The organism is Pseudomonas sp. Fl5BN2, from assembly GCF_009908205.1.
Classification (GTDB): domain Bacteria; phylum Pseudomonadota; class Gammaproteobacteria; order Pseudomonadales; family Pseudomonadaceae; genus Aquipseudomonas.
This window is the reverse complement of the sequence record NZ_JAAARL010000003.1, coordinates 111,366-126,817: the sequence shown is the minus strand read 5'-3', so window position 1 is coordinate 126,817 and position 15,452 is coordinate 111,366. Positions and strand designations below refer to the sequence as shown.

Annotated in this window: 12 protein-coding genes and 1 pseudogene; 8 read left to right on the top strand and 5 right to left on the bottom strand. The window is 61.9% G+C overall.

Annotation, left to right across the window (positions count from 1 at the left end):
* Window positions 1–16 precede the first annotated feature (16 nt).
* Window positions 17–1,525, bottom strand: a complete 1,509-nt coding sequence (locus GV819_RS05075) for a DHA2 family efflux MFS transporter permease subunit (RefSeq protein WP_178124657.1) — start codon at window positions 1,523–1,525, stop codon at window positions 17–19.
* A gap of 164 nt (window positions 1,526–1,689) precedes the next feature.
* Here GV819_RS05075 and GV819_RS05070 point away from each other — a divergent pair, with 164 nt between their 5' ends.
* Entirely contained in the window at window positions 1,690–2,895 is a 1,206-nt protein-coding gene (locus GV819_RS05070) for an HlyD family secretion protein (protein WP_161754089.1), read from the top strand.
* A 106-nt stretch (window positions 2,896–3,001) separates the two neighbouring features.
* Here the strand turns inward: GV819_RS05070 and mgrA are convergent, their stop codons facing one another.
* Both mgrA and GV819_RS05060 read right to left on the bottom strand, forming a co-directional pair.
* Window positions 3,002–4,039, bottom strand: a complete 1,038-nt coding sequence (mgrA, locus tag GV819_RS05065) for an L-glyceraldehyde 3-phosphate reductase (protein WP_161754087.1) — start codon at window positions 4,037–4,039, stop codon at window positions 3,002–3,004.
* A 160-nt stretch (window positions 4,040–4,199) separates the two neighbouring features.
* A pseudogene (locus GV819_RS05060) lies at window positions 4,200–5,119 on the bottom strand (NtaA/DmoA family FMN-dependent monooxygenase); the annotation flags it as partial.
* An 84-nt stretch (window positions 5,120–5,203) separates the two neighbouring features.
* On the opposite strand from GV819_RS05060, the gene GV819_RS33115 reads away from it, so the two are divergent.
* Together GV819_RS33115 and GV819_RS05050 are read left to right on the top strand one after the other, a co-directional pair.
* The gene (locus GV819_RS33115; protein ID WP_434738420.1) at window positions 5,204–5,590 is read left to right on the top strand and encodes an SDR family oxidoreductase; all 387 of its coding nucleotides are present in this window, start codon (window positions 5,204–5,206) and stop codon (window positions 5,588–5,590) included.
* Window positions 5,591–5,642: 52 nt separating this feature from the next.
* The gene (locus tag GV819_RS05050; protein ID WP_161754085.1) at window positions 5,643–5,900 is read left to right on the top strand and encodes a hypothetical protein; all 258 of its coding nucleotides are present in this window, start codon (window positions 5,643–5,645) and stop codon (window positions 5,898–5,900) included.
* Between the two features lie 9 nt (window positions 5,901–5,909).
* On the opposite strand, the gene betT is transcribed toward GV819_RS05050, so the two are convergent.
* Together betT and epsC are read right to left on the bottom strand one after the other, a co-directional pair.
* Entirely contained in the window at window positions 5,910–7,871 is a 1,962-nt protein-coding gene (gene betT / locus GV819_RS05045; protein ID WP_178125946.1) for a choline transporter BetT, read from the bottom strand.
* 893 nt (window positions 7,872–8,764) lie between these two features.
* Window positions 8,765–9,691 carry a serine O-acetyltransferase EpsC gene (epsC, locus tag GV819_RS05040; protein WP_161754081.1) on the bottom strand — a complete coding sequence of 309 codons (927 nt, stop codon included), beginning with the start codon at window positions 9,689–9,691 and terminating at the stop codon, window positions 8,765–8,767.
* A gap of 189 nt (window positions 9,692–9,880) precedes the next feature.
* Between epsC and GV819_RS05035 the strand changes: the two genes are divergently transcribed.
* The 5 genes from GV819_RS05035 to GV819_RS05015 all read left to right on the top strand — a co-directional run bounded on the left by GV819_RS05035 (window position 9,881) and on the right by GV819_RS05015 (window position 15,431).
* Entirely contained in the window at window positions 9,881–10,876 is a 996-nt protein-coding gene (locus tag GV819_RS05035; protein ID WP_161754079.1) for a D-cysteine desulfhydrase, read from the top strand.
* 350 nt (window positions 10,877–11,226) lie between these two features.
* Entirely contained in the window at window positions 11,227–12,024 is a 798-nt protein-coding gene (gene tcyJ / locus GV819_RS05030) for a cystine ABC transporter substrate-binding protein (protein ID WP_161754077.1), read from the top strand.
* On the top strand, window positions 12,024–12,689 hold the full coding sequence (tcyL, locus tag GV819_RS05025; RefSeq protein WP_161754075.1) for a cystine ABC transporter permease: 666 nt from the start codon (window positions 12,024–12,026) through the stop codon (window positions 12,687–12,689). The genes tcyJ and tcyL overlap by 1 nt, the downstream gene beginning before the upstream one ends.
* A gap of 4 nt (window positions 12,690–12,693) precedes the next feature.
* Entirely contained in the window at window positions 12,694–13,452 is a 759-nt protein-coding gene (gene tcyN / locus GV819_RS05020; protein ID WP_161754627.1) for an L-cystine ABC transporter ATP-binding protein TcyN, read from the top strand.
* 737 nt (window positions 13,453–14,189) lie between these two features.
* Window positions 14,190–15,431 (top strand): SfnB family sulfur acquisition oxidoreductase, encoded by a 1,242-nt coding sequence (locus tag GV819_RS05015; protein WP_161754073.1) that lies wholly within the window; start codon window positions 14,190–14,192, stop codon window positions 15,429–15,431.
* Window positions 15,432–15,452: the final 21 nt, after the last annotated feature.

Below are 15,452 nucleotides of genomic sequence, written 5' to 3'. Positions count from 1 at the left end.
CAACGTCGGCGGCGAGTCACTTGTCATCCTCGGCCACACCTGGTTCGGCCGGGGGCACTTTGCACAGTGGCACCAGCAGCAGCGCCACCACGAACATCATCGCCATCAGGCGGAACACATCGCCAAATGCCAGCGTCAGGGCTTCACGTCCCACCAGCCGGCCAAGTATCCCTTGGGCCATCAGGAAGGCATGGGTGGAATCCGGAGTCTCTGCGGCAATCTTCAGGGCCAACTGCCCCATGAGTTCCTGTGCGGCCACAGCCTTGGCCCCCAGTGACTCGGACAGGCGCAGCACCTGGGTCCGGGCATCGTCCTGCAGCCAGGTATTGACCGTGGCGATACCAATGGCCCCGCCCAGGTTGCGCATCAAGTTGAACAACCCGGAAGCCTGGCGCAACTCGGCCCCCTGGAATGAACTCAAGGCCATGTTGACGCTGGGAACAATACACAGCATCAGGAACAGGCCGCGCGCAACCTGGGGAACCAGTAGTTCATCGAAACCCCAATTGGAAGTAATCCGGGAAGTCAGCCACAAGCTCAACGCCAACCCCAGGAAGCCCACCGAAATGATCAGGCGTCGATCAACTTTTTCCGAAGCCCGCGCCGCAATGATCGTACTGACCAATTGCCCGATACCCACGACAAACACCGTGGTACCGATTTCCAGGCTGTTGAAGTCGCGTACTCGCCCGAGGAATACCGGCACCAGATAAGTCGATGAGTACAGGCCGAAACCGATCACCAGGTTCAGCAGGCAGGCGATGGAAAAGGTCCGATTGCGAAACGGCACCAACGACACAATCGGATTGTTCGAATACAGCGAGCGCTCGATAAACAAACCAAAGGAGACGATGGAAACCCAGGCTGCGATGAGAATGCCGTCATCACTGAACCAGTCCTTGCGCGGTCCCTCTTCCAGCACGTATTCGAAACATCCCAGCGCCAATGCCATGGCCGCAAAGTGCAACCAGTCGATACGCCGCAGCATGGACAGGTCGGGACGATCCACATCGATCAGCAGCGCAGCGCCAATGCAGATCAGCAACCCAGGCAGCACGTTGATGAAAAAGATCCAGCGCCAGTCCAGGTAGAAGGTCACCAGGCCACCCACCGTGGGCCCCAGGGTCGGCGCCAGTACCGCCGTCATCCCGAGAATGGCCGGAACCATCGCCCGCTGCTTGCCTTCGAACAGGACGAAGCCCACGGCAAACACCGTGGGCACCATGGCTCCACCGGCAAAGCCCTGCAGCGCCCGCAGCACAATCATCGACTCAATGTTCCAGGCCATGCCGCAGCCAATACTGAACAAGGTAAAAAACGCCGCGCTGGCGGAGAACAGCCAGCGAGTGGAAATCGCCTGGGCGAGGAAGGCCGAGAAAGGAATCATGATCAGTTCGGCGATCAGATAGGCGGTCTGTACCCAACTCACTTCATCGGGACCGGCACTGAGTCCGGCCTGCACATCATTGAGCGAAGCTGCAACGATCTGGATATCGATCAAGGCCATGAACATGCCAAAAGCCATGATCGTGAAGACCAGAAATTTTCGTCGAGTGGACTGCTGAGCAGGCTGGGCGCCCACGTCAGGGAGGTCAGATGCGCTTGTCGTCACGGTAGGTACTTCCCTGTAGTATTGCGACCGACATATTAATATTATGATCGTAATTCAAAACCGCACGGAGCATCAACATGGAGCAGAGCACCCAGACTCAAAACGCCATCCTGCAAGCCGCTCAAGAGCCGGAAAAGCCGCGTAGACGCTCCAAACGCCCGCTGATCGCTGGCGCAATCGCGTTGACACTGGTGGCCGTCGGGGTGGGCTGGGTGCTGATGACGCCGTCAACCGAGGCCACGGACGATGCCTATATCGCCGCCGACGCCACTTCCGTCGCGCCACGGGTACATGGCCTGGTCACCGAGGTCCTGGTCAAGGACCACCAGACCGTCACCGCCGGGCAACCACTGGTACGCATCAACAGCGAAGAGTTCGACAGCCGAGTCGCCCTGGCCGAAGGCGATCTGGCCGACAACCAGGCCCAGGTCGCCCTGGCTGAAGCAGCCTTGACGATTCAGGATGCAGAACAGCACCTGGCCAGTGCCAGAGTGCTGGCGGCGCGCACTTCGATTCGCACCACCCAGGCGGAATCCAAGCGCGCCGGGGCCGAGCGCAATCGCTTCGATACTCTGGTCACCACCGGTGCCGTAGCGCGTAACGAGGTCGAGAAATACAGCACCCAGGCGATCTCTGCGGAACAAGGTCACGCCTATGCCCAAGCCATGTTGCAAGTCGCGGAAAACGACCAGGCCGTGACGTCTGCCCAACGCCAGCGCCTGCAGGCACAACTGCAAATAGCCAAGGCCAAGGTGGTGACCGCCAAGGCCAGGCTGGAGCTGGCTCAGCAAGACCTGCGTCACGCCACGATCTATGCGCCGATGGACGGCACCGTTGGCAATCGGCAGATTCAGGTGGGGGATTACGTGCAACCGGGCTCACGCCTGCTGACCCTGGTGCCGCTGCACGACCTGTATGTACTGGCCAACTTCAAGGAAACCCAGACCCAACACATGTACCCCGGCCAAACGACCCGGATCAAGATCGATGCGCTGCCGGGTGTCAGCATTGTCGGCACCGTGGAAAGTTTGGCGCCGGGCTCGGGCTCGACCTTTGCCCTCCTGCCCTTCGAACCGGGCACCGGCAACTTCACCAAGATCGTGCAACGGGTTCCGGTACGCATTCGCTTCGACGCCGACCAACCGGGCCTTGAACGCCTGCGGCCAGGCCTCTCGGTAACCGCGAAAGTCCACCTCGATGACTCAGAGGAGCGCACCCTTGCCAGCACCCCACGCAACCCCGCATTAAAGGTCAGCGCCAACACATCCGTCACGACGAAATAGCTGGATCAGCAACCGCTCCTTCCGCCGCTCTTGCTCCAGGCGGCCCCCCCTCCCCCTGCACCTCACTTTGCAGGGGGTTTTTTCATGGCTGAACGGCTCAACGCCCTTACTCTGCCATCGAGGGTTTTTCCCAGAGATTGATCCGCCCTTCTTTGGCGAAATGATCGATTTGCACCAGCTCTTCCACGCTGAACCTCAGGTTCTGCAACGCACCGACGTTCTCGATGATCTGCTCCGGCCGGCTCGCGCCAATCAACGCCGAGGTCACTCGCGGATCCCGCAGGGTCCAGGCCAGGGCCAACTGCGCCAGGCTCTGGCCACGATTCCTGGCGATCTCATTGAGGGCGCGCACATGGGCGATATTGGCCTCGGACAAATGCGCGGCCTGCAGCGATCCGCCACCAGGACGATTGACCCGCGCATCCTTGGGAATGCCATTGAGGTACTTATCGGTGAGCAAGCCCTGGGCCAGCGGGGTAAAGGCGATCACCCCGGCACCCAACGCCTCGGTGGTGTCCAGCAAGTCCTTCTCGATCCAGCGGTTGAGCATGTTGTAGGCCGGCTGATGAATCAGCAGCGGCACCTTCCACTCCTTGAGCAATCCGGCAATCTCCCGGGTCTTGAGCCCCGAGTAGGAAGAAATGCCGATGTACAACGCCTTGCCCTGCTGCACCGCACTGGCCAGGGCGCTAGCGGTTTCCTCCAGCGGCGTATCGGGGTCGAAACGGTGGGAATAGAAGATATCCACATAATCCAGGCCCAGGCGCTGTAGGCTCTGATCCAGGCTGGCCAGCACATACTTGCGCGAGCCCCCGCCCTGGCCATAAGGCCCGGGCCACATGTCCCAACCGGCCTTGCTGGAAATGATCAGCTCGTCGCGATACGACTTGAAGTCCTCACGCAACAGACGGCCGAAATTGATCTCAGCACTGCCATAGGGCGGGCCATAGTTATTGGCCAGGTCGAAGTGATTGATCCCCAAGTCGAAGGCCGTGCGCAGCAAAGCGCGCTGAGTATCAATCGGCGTGCTGTCGCCGAAGTTGTGCCAAAGCCCCAGGGACAATGCCGGCAGCACCAGGCCACTGCGACCGACACGACGATAGGGCATGGCGTCATAGCGATTTTCGGCAGCTATATAAGTCATCGGATCCTCTCTTGGTTAGGGTCTCTCTGAAACACACAACGTTGGCACCTGCACATGGCGCCCTGGCTCGCAGAAACATTCATGCAGAAGCCGGCTTGTCGGCGCAGAGGCCTTCGAGCCTTGCCGCACCATAGCGGGCGCCTTCACTGACAAGCCAGCACCCACACAAGCCCGCGCCCACTTCAGGTTCCACCAGCTCCTGGAAGGATTCGAATTTCTCCCGGGTCTGACTTTCGCTATTGCCGACCACTACGAACACCCCGGACATGTTTTTCAATGATTTCGTACTACATCCGTACTGCCCGAGGCGCCCTTTCAGGTCAGCATAAAAATCTTGGGCACTGGCCAGGAAAGACTGCGCGGTGAACACCACTTCAGCCATGTGCGCCGTGAGGTCGCGCCCGCTCTCCGAAGAGCCAGCCTGGACGGTCACCGGATGACCCTGAGGTGGCCGAGCAACGCTTAATGGCCCTTTGACCCGGAAGAATCACCCGGAATTCCCCAGCAAATACGGCTTCTTTTGGGTGTAGTACTCGCCACCGGCCTTGTCCCGAACAAAGGCATCGTCCTGCCAACTGTCCCAAAGCCCGGCGACCACCGGATAGAACTCCCGGGCCCGACGATAACGTTCGGCATGTACGAAATACTCGTCGCGAGCAAAATTCCGCGCCTCGGCAGCGTTGCCGGAAGTCACCAGATTCCACCCGGTTCTCCCAGCAGAAAAGGGTCAAATTACGCGATTTTACGTACCACATGGCACGGTACGTTATAGTTCGCAGTGGCAGTGGCAATAAGCCCTATCCGCTCGCTCACAGCCGCCAGTGCAGAGAGCAAAGTCATGGGTGCGAAGTAATCAGAACGGGCCATGTGGCTGGCGATGGGGCCAGTAGCGGCCGCCAGACTGTCAGCGGCAAACAGTGAGTCGCAACGAGCAGCCTCGGTGATTTGTGCCAGTTCTTTATAGACCGCAAAGTCCAGTCCTGCCTGGGCCGGTACATGCGGATGGCACTAAGCGGCAACGTGGTGATCGGTGGCCATGAGAAAGGCGCCGAGCTTGATCTGGCGAGTGGTACGAAACATGGATGACTCCTTGTTTCATGCTGCAAAAGAGACACCCGCAGGGTCACTACAGACGCGGGCCTGCCAGCGAAGGCGCTCTCAAGAATGCCCCCGGCAAGCCGGCCCCTACGGACCAGGAACGATCAGAGTTCCTTGCGCAACTGCACGCCATTTATCCTCAGTAGAAGGGCACTCACCACGATCACTCAAACGGCAAAAGTCGCCATCGTCACCGGAGCCTCCCGAGGCAGCGGCGCGGTGATTGCCCGCCAGCTGGCCCGTGACAGCCAAGCCATGGCGCCGGGACCGGTGGCCACCGAGCTGTTCCTGCAGGGCAGGAGTGAGGAGCAGATCCACAACTTTGCCAGGATGCCGCCCCCGGAACGCCTGGGACAACCAGAGGATATCGCCAGCATCATCGCCTTCCTGGCAAGCCCGGCGGCGGCCTGGGTCAACGGCCAGGTCCTGCGGGCCAATGGCGCGCTGGTTTGACGCCTATGCTCGTTACATTCGCCGACAAACCGGCTCTCGGGAAATATCCATCATGCATACCACCATCATCATCACCTTCGGCCTGATCCTGCTGGCCCTGGTGTTGTTTATCGGCGAACGCCTGGGTTTCGGACGCCAGGCCCTGAGCTACGGCTTTATCGGGCTGTGGCTGGCGCTGACGGTGATCAACGGTGCGGTGGGCATGGTCACCGCCCACCAGCCCCTGCGTGAGGAGCTGGCGGTCGGCAGCCTGGTGTTTGCCGTGCCGGTGCTGGCCCTGGTGTGCTACTTGGTGCTCACCAAGGCTTGAGCGGCTGGCTCAGCGCACCAAGTGCAGGAACTGCATATGGCGTTCGTACTGGTCGAGGATGTCGTTGATGATCTGCTCCTTGGTGTAGCCCATCAGATCGTAATCCTGACTGCCCTCAGCCAGATGCACCTCGGCTCGGTAGTAACGGCGGTTGCGCAGCTCTTTCGGGCCCATGCCGCCACGGGCGAAGGACGGGGTGAAGTAACCCCGCATCTGCACCTGATAGATGAACGGATGCTGATCGCCGTGGCCGATCTCCAGGCTGACGCTGTCGTTGACCGGGTCCGGCTGGGTCACCACGTTCAAGCCCTTCTCGACGAACACCGCCGTCACCTCTTCGATGGCCGGGCGCACCGTCTGCTCAAGGAAGCGATACACCTCGTCCCGCGAGGGGAAATGCACTGCCTGGCTCAAGCGCTGGCGCCAGCCGCCCTTGCCACGACGAGACGGCGCCACCGGTGCCAGGGAATGCAACTGGGCAATGCGTCGTTGCGATTCCAGGTAGAACGCCTTGTGCAACCCCCACATCATCAACAGCAGGATCAGCGAGAACGGCAACGAGGTCAGGACCACCGCCGACTTCAGCGAATCGATGCTGCCGGCGAACAGCAAGGCACTGGTGATCAGCGCGGTCATCGCGCCCCAGAACACCCGCAGCCATTTCGGCCCGTCCTCGTCGGCATTGCCGCCCCTGGCCGAGAGGGTCGAAAGCACCACCGTGCCGGAGTCGGCCGAGGTGACGAAGAACACGAAGCTGATGAACACCGTCACCGCGATGACGGTTTTACTCCACGGGTAGGTTTCCAGCAGCAGATAGAGGGTCATCGACGGGTTTTCGATGGCCGACATGCCCAGGGCGCTCATGCCGTGGTTGAGCACCTGGTCGATGGCGCTGTTACCGAAGATCGACATCCACGCCAGGGTGAAACCCAGCGGAATCAGGAGCACGCCGAAGACGAACTCGCGGATGGTCCGGCCACGGGAAATCCGCGCGATGAACAAGCCCACGAACGGCGACCAGGCGATCCACCAGGCCCAGTAGAACACCGTCCAGCCACCCAGCCAGTCGCTGGGTTTGTTGTAGGCGTAGACATCAAAGCTCTTGACCGGCAAGGCCCCCAGGTAATCCCCGAGGTTCTGGATCAAGGTATTGAGCAGGTGCTGGGTGGGGCCGGCGAACAGCACGAACAGCAGCAGCGCCACTGCCAGCAACATGTTGATGTCGGACATCACCCGCACGCCCTTGTCGACTCCGGCGATTGCGACCAGGATCGCCGCGCCCATCATCAGGGTGATCAACCCGACCTGGATCCACTGCGTGTGGGCAATGCCGAACAGGTAGTCGAGGCCGGAGTTGAGGTGCAGCACGCCAAAACCCATGTCGGCACCGAGACCGAACACCGTAGCGATGATGCCGAAGCCATCCACCGCGTAGCCGATGGGGCCATTGATGCGCTTGCCGATCAGTGGATACAACGCCGAGCGCAGGGCCAGCGGCAGGTTATGCCGGTAGGCGAAGTACGCTAGGGCCATGCCGACGAAAGCGAAAACACCCCAGCCGTGCAGGCCCCAGTGCAGGAACAGCAACTGCATGCCCTGGCGCGCCGCCTCGGCGGTACCGGCCTCGCCCTGGGGCGGTTGCAGCATGTGGGTCAAAGGTTCGGAAACACAGAAGAAGAACAGCGTGATGCTGATCCCGGCAGCAAACAGCATGCCGGCCCAGGACAGGTAACTGAACTCGGGTTCGTCGTGGTCGGCACCGAGCTTGATCTTGCCGTAGCCGGACAAGGCGGTGACCACCACGAAGACCAGGTACAGGGTCATCGCCAGCATGTAGTACCAGCCGACCGTGTTGGCCGCCCAGTTTTGCGCCGCCAGGAGCCAGGCGCCGGCCTGTTCCGGCATGGAAATCACCGCCAGGCCGAAGATCAGGATAAAGCTCGCGGCGAAGTAGAACACCGGAGGGTTCATGCGAATAAGGCTATTCGCGGAGCTGGATGGCGCACTCATGCAGGGTGCACCTCGAAGGGATGAAACATGGCTGAAATGTACGGACTCAGCAAAGGCAAGCCTCCTGTTGTGAGCGGGCAGCGAACCACCGGTTTAACTTGAACGAGCGTTCAAGTTAAACATGGATAGGGGCTCAGGACTAATTGCAAGGCTCAGCGGTACCTCTCGTACGCTAGCTCAAGGAAGGGTATGACGGATGTCGGACGGAATCGTTCAGCCCGAAAAAAAACCTGCTCGGAACCGGCCTCTCGCCCGTAGGAGCCGGCTTGCCGGCGAAGAGGCCCGCGGGTCCTGTATCGCTCTCGGGGACGCCTTCGCTGGCAAGCCAGCTCCTACAACAGGCCGCCGTGCACCTTCCTCCGTAGGAGCCGGCTTGCCGGCGAAGAGGCCCGCAAGTCCTGCATCGCTCTCGGGGGCGCCTTCGCTGGCAAGCCAGCTCCTACAACAGGCCACCGTACACCTTCTTCCGTAGGAGCTGGCTTGCCGGCGAAGAGGCCCGCGGGTCCTGTATCGCTCTCGGGGGCGCCTTCGCTGGCAAGCCAGCTCCTACAGCAGGCCGCCGTACACCTTCTTCCGTGGGAGCCGGCTTGCCGGCGAAGAGGCCCGCGGGTCCTGTATCGCTCTCGGGGGCGCCTTCGCTGGCAAGCCAGCTCCTACAGCAGGCCGCCGTGCACCTTCTTCCGTAGGAGCCGGCTTGCCGGCGAAGAGGCCCGCAAGTCCTGCATCGCCCTCTACAGCAGGCCGCCGTACACCTTCTTCCGTAGGAGCCGGCTTGCCAGCGAAGAGGCCCGCAAGTCCTGCATCGCTCTCGGGGACGCCTTCGCTGGCAAGCCAGCTCCTACACAAGCCAGTGCCTACTTTTGCGAGCCGTCGTCGTGCTGCAGGTTGGCCTGGGTCAGGTTGCAGCCGGCCGGCACGCTGCGGGTCAGCCAGACGTTGCCGCCGATCGTCGAGCCCTGGCCGATGGTGATGCGCCCCAGAATGGTCGCGCCGGCATAGATCACTACGTCGTCCTCGACGATCGGGTGACGTGGGTGGCCCTTCTGCAACTGACCATCTTCGTCCGCCGGGAAGCGCTTGGCCCCCAGGGTCACCGCCTGGTAGATCCGTACCCGCTCGCCAATGATCGCGGTCTCGCCGATCACCACGCCGGTCCCGTGGTCGATAAAGAAGCTGCGGCCAATCTGCGCCCCGGGGTGAATGTCGATGCCGGTGGCCGAGTGAGCGATTTCCGAACTGATCCGTGCCAGCAACGGCAGGCCGGCGCGATACAAATGGTGCGCCAAGCGGTGATGAATCACCGCCAGGATGCCCGGGTAGCACAGCAGCACCTCATCGACGCTGCGCGCCGCCGGGTCACCGTGATAGGCGGCCAGCACGTCAGTGTCCAGCAGCACCCGCAGGCCCGGCAGGGCCAAGGCGAAGTCCTGGATCAGGCGGATCGCCCGGGCGTTCACCTCGGCATCCGCCTCGCCGTTTTGCCGGGCCACGTAACGCAGCTCCAGGCGCGCCTGGGCCAGCAAGGCATTGAGCGCCGCATCCAGAGTGTGGCCAACGTAGAAGTCCTCGCTTTCCTCGCGCAGGTCCACCGGCCCCAGGCGCATGGGAAACAGGGCGCCGCACAGGGCTTCAAGTATCTCCGCCATGGCCGCCCGCGACGGCAGTTCACGGCCGCCCTGCTCGCCGCTGACCCGACCGTTGCGGGTACGCCACTGGTCACGGGCATCGCGCAGTTGGCCGACGATGGTCTGCAATTGCCAATGGCTGGAACGCTCGCTCACGATAAGACTCCTTACTCGGGCGGCCGGACAATCGGGCCGCACAAACGGCGATCACTTTACGCCCCGCCAGGGCCAGCTTTAAGAACTAATTGTTCAGCGCCAAGCACTTTTTCGCATAAGCGATTGGCGGTTGCCCGGGCAAATATCGCTGCCTATAGTCCTTGCACCTTCCCTGTTCCGTGCGAACTCATGATCAAACAACAGCTTGCCCGCTTTGACCGCCTCGACCTGCTCGGTCACGCCACTGCCCTGGAAAAACTCGAACGCCTGTCGGCCTGGATCGGCCGTGATGTCTACGTCAAGCGCGATGACACCACGCCCCTGGCCATGGGCGGCAACAAGCTGCGCAAGCTCGAATACCTGGCCGCCGACGCCCTGGCCCAGGGTGCCGATACCCTGATCACCGCCGGTGCCATCCAGTCCAACCACGTGCGCCAGACTGCGGCCCTGGCCGCCCGGCTGGGATTGGGTTGCGTGGCCCTGCTGGAAAACCCCATCGGCACCGAAGACCCCAACTACCTGAACAACGGCAACCGCCTGCTGCTGGATCTGTTCGATGCCAAGGTCGAACTGGTGGAAAACCTGGATCAAGCCGACGAGCAATTGCAGGCCCTGGCCGCGCGCCTGCGCAACAACGGCAAGAGACCCTATCTGGTGCCCATCGGCGGCTCCAATGCACTGGGCGCCCTGGGTTATGTCCGCGCCGGCCTGGAACTGGCGCAGCAGATCGAAGACAGCGGCCTGCATTTTTCCGCGGTGCTGCTGGCCTCCGGCAGCGCCGGCACCCACAGCGGCCTGGCCCTGGCGTTGAGCGAAGTGCTGCCGCAACTGCCGGTGATCGGCGTCACGGTATCGCGCAGCGAAGAAGACCAGCGGCCCAAGGTCCAGGGCCTGGCCGAACGCACCGCCGAACTGCTGGGGGTGAATCTGCCGGCGGCGTTCAACGTGCAACTGTGGGACGAATACTTCGCCCCCCGTTACGGCGAACCCAATGCCGGCACCCTGGCCGCAGTCAAATTGCTGGCCAGCCAGGAAGGCCTGCTGCTGGACCCGGTGTACACCGGCAAGGCCATGGCCGGCCTGCTGGACGGCGTCGGGCGCCAGCGTTTCGACGATGGCCCGATCATCTTCCTGCACACCGGCGGCGCCCCGGCGCTGTTCGCCTATGCCGGGGCCTTCTCGTAGAAGGTGAATGCCGTGAAGTTTTGTGTAGGAGCCGGCTTGCCGGCGAAGAGGCCCGCGAGCCTTGCGCCGACCTCGACGGCGCCTTCGCTGGCAAGCCAGCTCCTACGGGGTGAGTGCCGTGGCGTTTTTTGTAGGAGGTAGTGGCGCAGCGACAACCAAACCAAATGGAATAACAACGTTAATTTATATTATTTTTAAACCTATAAACATCACTTTATAGTCGTGCCGCAGGCTCATTTGCCATGAGGCGCATAAGCTGCATTTAAGGCAGGATAAAGCGTTACTTTCGGCTCACCGATTGGCCTGCATCTCCCACCCGCATCGTGCATAAGAAATCACAGGGGCTTGTCATGAATTTTTCCGTACTGCGTCGAAATCTGCTGATCGGCACACTGGGCCTGGCCCTCGGTGCCGGATTGATGGGACAAGCGGTTGCCGGCGAGCAACTGCAGAAAATCAAGGATGCGGGAGTGATCAACGTTGGCCTGGAAGGCACCTATCCACCGTTCAGCTTCGTCGATGAAAACGGCAAGCTGGCCGGCTTCGAAGTGGAGTTCTCAGAAGCCCTGGCGAACAAGCTCGGGGTCAAGGTCAAGCTGCAACCGACCAAGTGGGACGGCATTCTCGCAGCCCTGGAGTCCAAGCGCCTGGACGCGGTCGTCAACCAGGTGACCATCTCCGAGGAGCGCAAGAAAAAGTACGACTTCTCCATCCCCTACACCGTCTCCGGGATCCAGGCCCTGACCCAGAAGAAGGATGACGGCAAGTTCAAGACTGCCGCAGACCTGGGTGGCCACAAGGTCGGTGTCGGCCTGGGCACCAACTATGAGCAATGGCTCAAGGACAACGTGCCCAGCGCCATCATCAAGACCTACGACGATGATCCGACCAAGTACCAGGACCTGCGCGTAGGCCGTATCGACGCGATCCTGGTGGACCGCCTGGCAGCCTTCGAGCTGATCAAGAAGACCAAGGACACCCTGGTGGTATCCGGCGAACCCTTCTCCCGCCAGGAAGCCGGTGTGGCCCTGCGCAAGGGCGAACCTGAACTGCTGGCCGCGGTGAACAAAGCGATCGAGGAACTGCGGACCGACGGCACGCTGAAAAAGCTCTCGGAGAAATACTTCAACGCTGACGTCACCCAGTAATGGAAGCAGGCCTGCAACTGGCGCTGGATTCAGCGCCATTTCTCCTCAAGGGCGCGTATTACACGGTCATCCTCAGCCTCGGCGGCATGTTCTTCGGACTGCTGCTGGGCTTCGGCCTGGCCTTGATGCGCCTGTCGCACCTGACGCTGGTGAGCTGGATTGCCCGGGTCTACGTGTCGTTCTTTCGCGGCACGCCGCTGCTGGTGCAACTCTTCGTGATCTACTACGGCCTGCCGCAACTGGGGCTGGAACTGGACCCGTTGCCCGCAGCGCTGATCGGCTTTTCCCTGAACATGGCGGCCTACGCCTGTGAAATCCTCAGGGCCGCCATCGGTTCCATCGAGCGCGGCCAATGGGAAGCCGCCGCCAGCATCGGCATGACCCGAGCCCAGACCCTGCGCCGGGCGATCCTGCCACAAGCCATGCGCACCGCTCTGCCGCCGCTGGGCAACAGCTTCATTTCACTGGTCAAGGACACGGCCCTGGCCGCCACGATCCAGGTACCGGAACTGTTCCGCCAAGCGCAGCTGATCACCGCGCGCACCTTCGAAATCTTCACCATGTATCTTGCCGCCGCGCTGATCTACTGGATTCTCGCCAGCGTGCTCGCGCACCTGCAGAACCGTCTGGAAGAGCGGGTCAATCGGCATGACCAGGAGTCTTGAAGCCATGATCGTGGTGGAAAAACTGACCAAGCAGTTCAAGGGCCAGACCGTACTCAACGGCATCGACCTGGAGGTCAAGGAAGGCGAAGTGGTTGCCATCATCGGCCCCAGCGGCTCGGGCAAGACCACCTTCCTGCGTTGCCTCAACTTTCTGGAAGAACCTACCAGCGGGCGGATCAGGATCGGCGACATTGCCATCGACAGCAGCATCCCCCTCAACCAGCAACAAAGCCGGATACGCCAGTTGCGCCAGCAAGTGGGTTTCGTGTTCCAGAACTTCAACCTGTTCCCCCACCGCACCGCCCTGGAGAACGTCATCGAAGGCCCGCTGGTGGTGAAGAAAACCCCACGCGAACAAGCCATCGCCCTGGGTCGCGCGCTGCTGGCCAAGGTCGGCCTGGCGGGCAAGGAAGACGCCTACCCAAGGCGCCTGTCCGGTGGCCAGCAACAGCGGGTGGCGATTGCCCGGGCCCTGGCCATGGAGCCTGGGGTGATCCTGTTCGACGAACCCACCTCGGCCCTCGACCCCGAGCTAGTGGGTGAAGTGCTGGCCACCATCCGCAGCCTGGCCGAAGAGAAACGCACCATGGTCATCGTCACCCACGAGATGAGCTTCGCCCGGGACGTGGCCAACCGAGTGATCTTCTTCGACAAGGGGGTGATCGTCGAACAGGGCGAAGCCAAGGCGCTGTTCGCCAACCCTCAGCAAGAGCGCACGCGACAGTTCCTGAGCAAGTTTCTCCACCCCGGCCACGCCTTGTAGGAGCCGGCTGGCCGGCGAAGAGGCCTGCAAGCCTTGCATCGCCCTCACGGCCGTCTTCGCTGGCAAGCCAGCTCCTACAACATCTGATATTCCTCCCTTCGCCACACCACACCCCCGTAGGAGCCGGCTTGCCGGCGAAGAGGCCTGCAAGCCTTGCATCGCCCTCACGGACGCCTTCGCTGGCAAGCCAGCTCCTACAACAGCTGATGTTCCTCCCTTCGCCACACCACACCCCCGTAGGAGCCGGCTTGCCGGCGAAGAGGCCTGCAAGCCTTGCATCGCCCTCACGGACGCCTTCGCTGGCAAGCCAGCTCCTACAACATCTGATATTCCTCCCTTCGCCACACCACACCCCCGTAGGAGCCGGCTTGCCGGCGAAGAGGCCGCAAGCCTTGCATCGCCCTCACGGACGTCTTCGCTGGCAAGCCAGCTCCTACCCGACCAACGAAATGCCAGGGGCGTTCGTCACTCAATCAGTGCCCGCTCAAGCCACCTAAGGCCTTGATCCATAACGCCTGCGGGCTCCAATTCAACCCTTCTATTGATATTCCTAAAAGTTAGTTTATTTAATTTTTATACGCGCATAGGGTATATGCACCGGACCACCGGACATTCTTGATTCTGATTTCGCCGCACGAACGCGGCATATCCATGAGATGTGAGGTAGGTATGGTCCGGAACACAATCACCCCAGTGCAGATCGCCAGGGCATTGCGTGCAGCCAAGGAGTGGCGCTGATGTCCAGTCTGGTCGAAGCTCAGGTCCAGAGTGACCTGGATATTGCTCCCCTTTTGTTGCCCGCACGGGTTCTGCGCAACGACGCCGAAGCCCTTCAGGCCGCCCATGAACTGGCGGACGTTGCTCGCCAGCAAGCCGCCCAACGTGACCGTCAGCGCAAGCTGCCGTGGGCGCAGATCGAACAGTTCACCCGTAGCGGCCTGGGCAGTATTTCCATTCCCCGGGCCTACGGCGGGCCACAGGTTTCCTTCGTCACCCTGGCCGAAGTCTTCGCGATCATTTCCGCGGCGGACCCAGCCCTGGGCCAGATCCCGCAGAACCAGTTCGGTATCCTCGGCCTGATTCTCGGCTGCGGCACCGAGCGGCAGAAAAAACAACTGTTGCAGAGCGTGCTGGAAGGCTGGCGCATCGGCAATGCCGGCCCGGAACGCGGCACCAAGAACACCCTGGAGCTCAAGGCACGGATCACCGCCGACGCCGACGGCCATGTGCTCAACGGCCAGAAGTTCTACTCCACCGGCGCGCTGTTCGCCCACTGGGTGGCGGTCAAGGCGCTCAACGATGACGGCCGCCAGGTGCTGGCCTTCGTCCGCCGCGGCACCCAGGGTTTACGCATCGTCGATGACTGGTCGGGCTTCGGCCAGCGCACCACCGCCAGCGGCACCATCCTGCTGAACAACGTGCGGGTCGAGGCCGAGCTGGTGCTGGACAACTGGCGGATCAACGACACGCCGAATATCCAGGGCGCGGTCTCGCAACTGATCCAGGCCGCCATCGACGCCGGCATCGCCCGCGAGGCCGTCGCCGATGCCATTGCCTTTGTCCGTGAGCGAGCCCGGCCGTGGATCGATGCCAACGTCGAGCGAGCCAGCGACGACCTCTACGTCATCGCCGAGATCGGCAAGCTGCAGATCGAACTGCACGCCGCCGAGGCCCTGCTGCGCAAGGCCGGCCAAGTACTCGACCAGGTCAGCTCAGCGCCGATCACCGCCGAGTCCGCGGCCCGCGCTTCGATTGCCGTGGCCGAAGCCAAGGTGCTGACCACCGAGATCTCGCTGCTGGCCAGCGAAAAACTCTTCGAGCTGGCCGGCAGCCGCGCCACCCTCGCCGAATTCAACCTCGACCGACACTGGCGCAACGCCCGGGTGCATACGCTGCACGATCCGGTGCGCTGGAAGTACCACGCCGTCGGCGCCTATCACCTGAACGGCACTTTGCCTGCTCGTCATTCCTGGATTTAACCGACCAGACCTCTGGAGAAA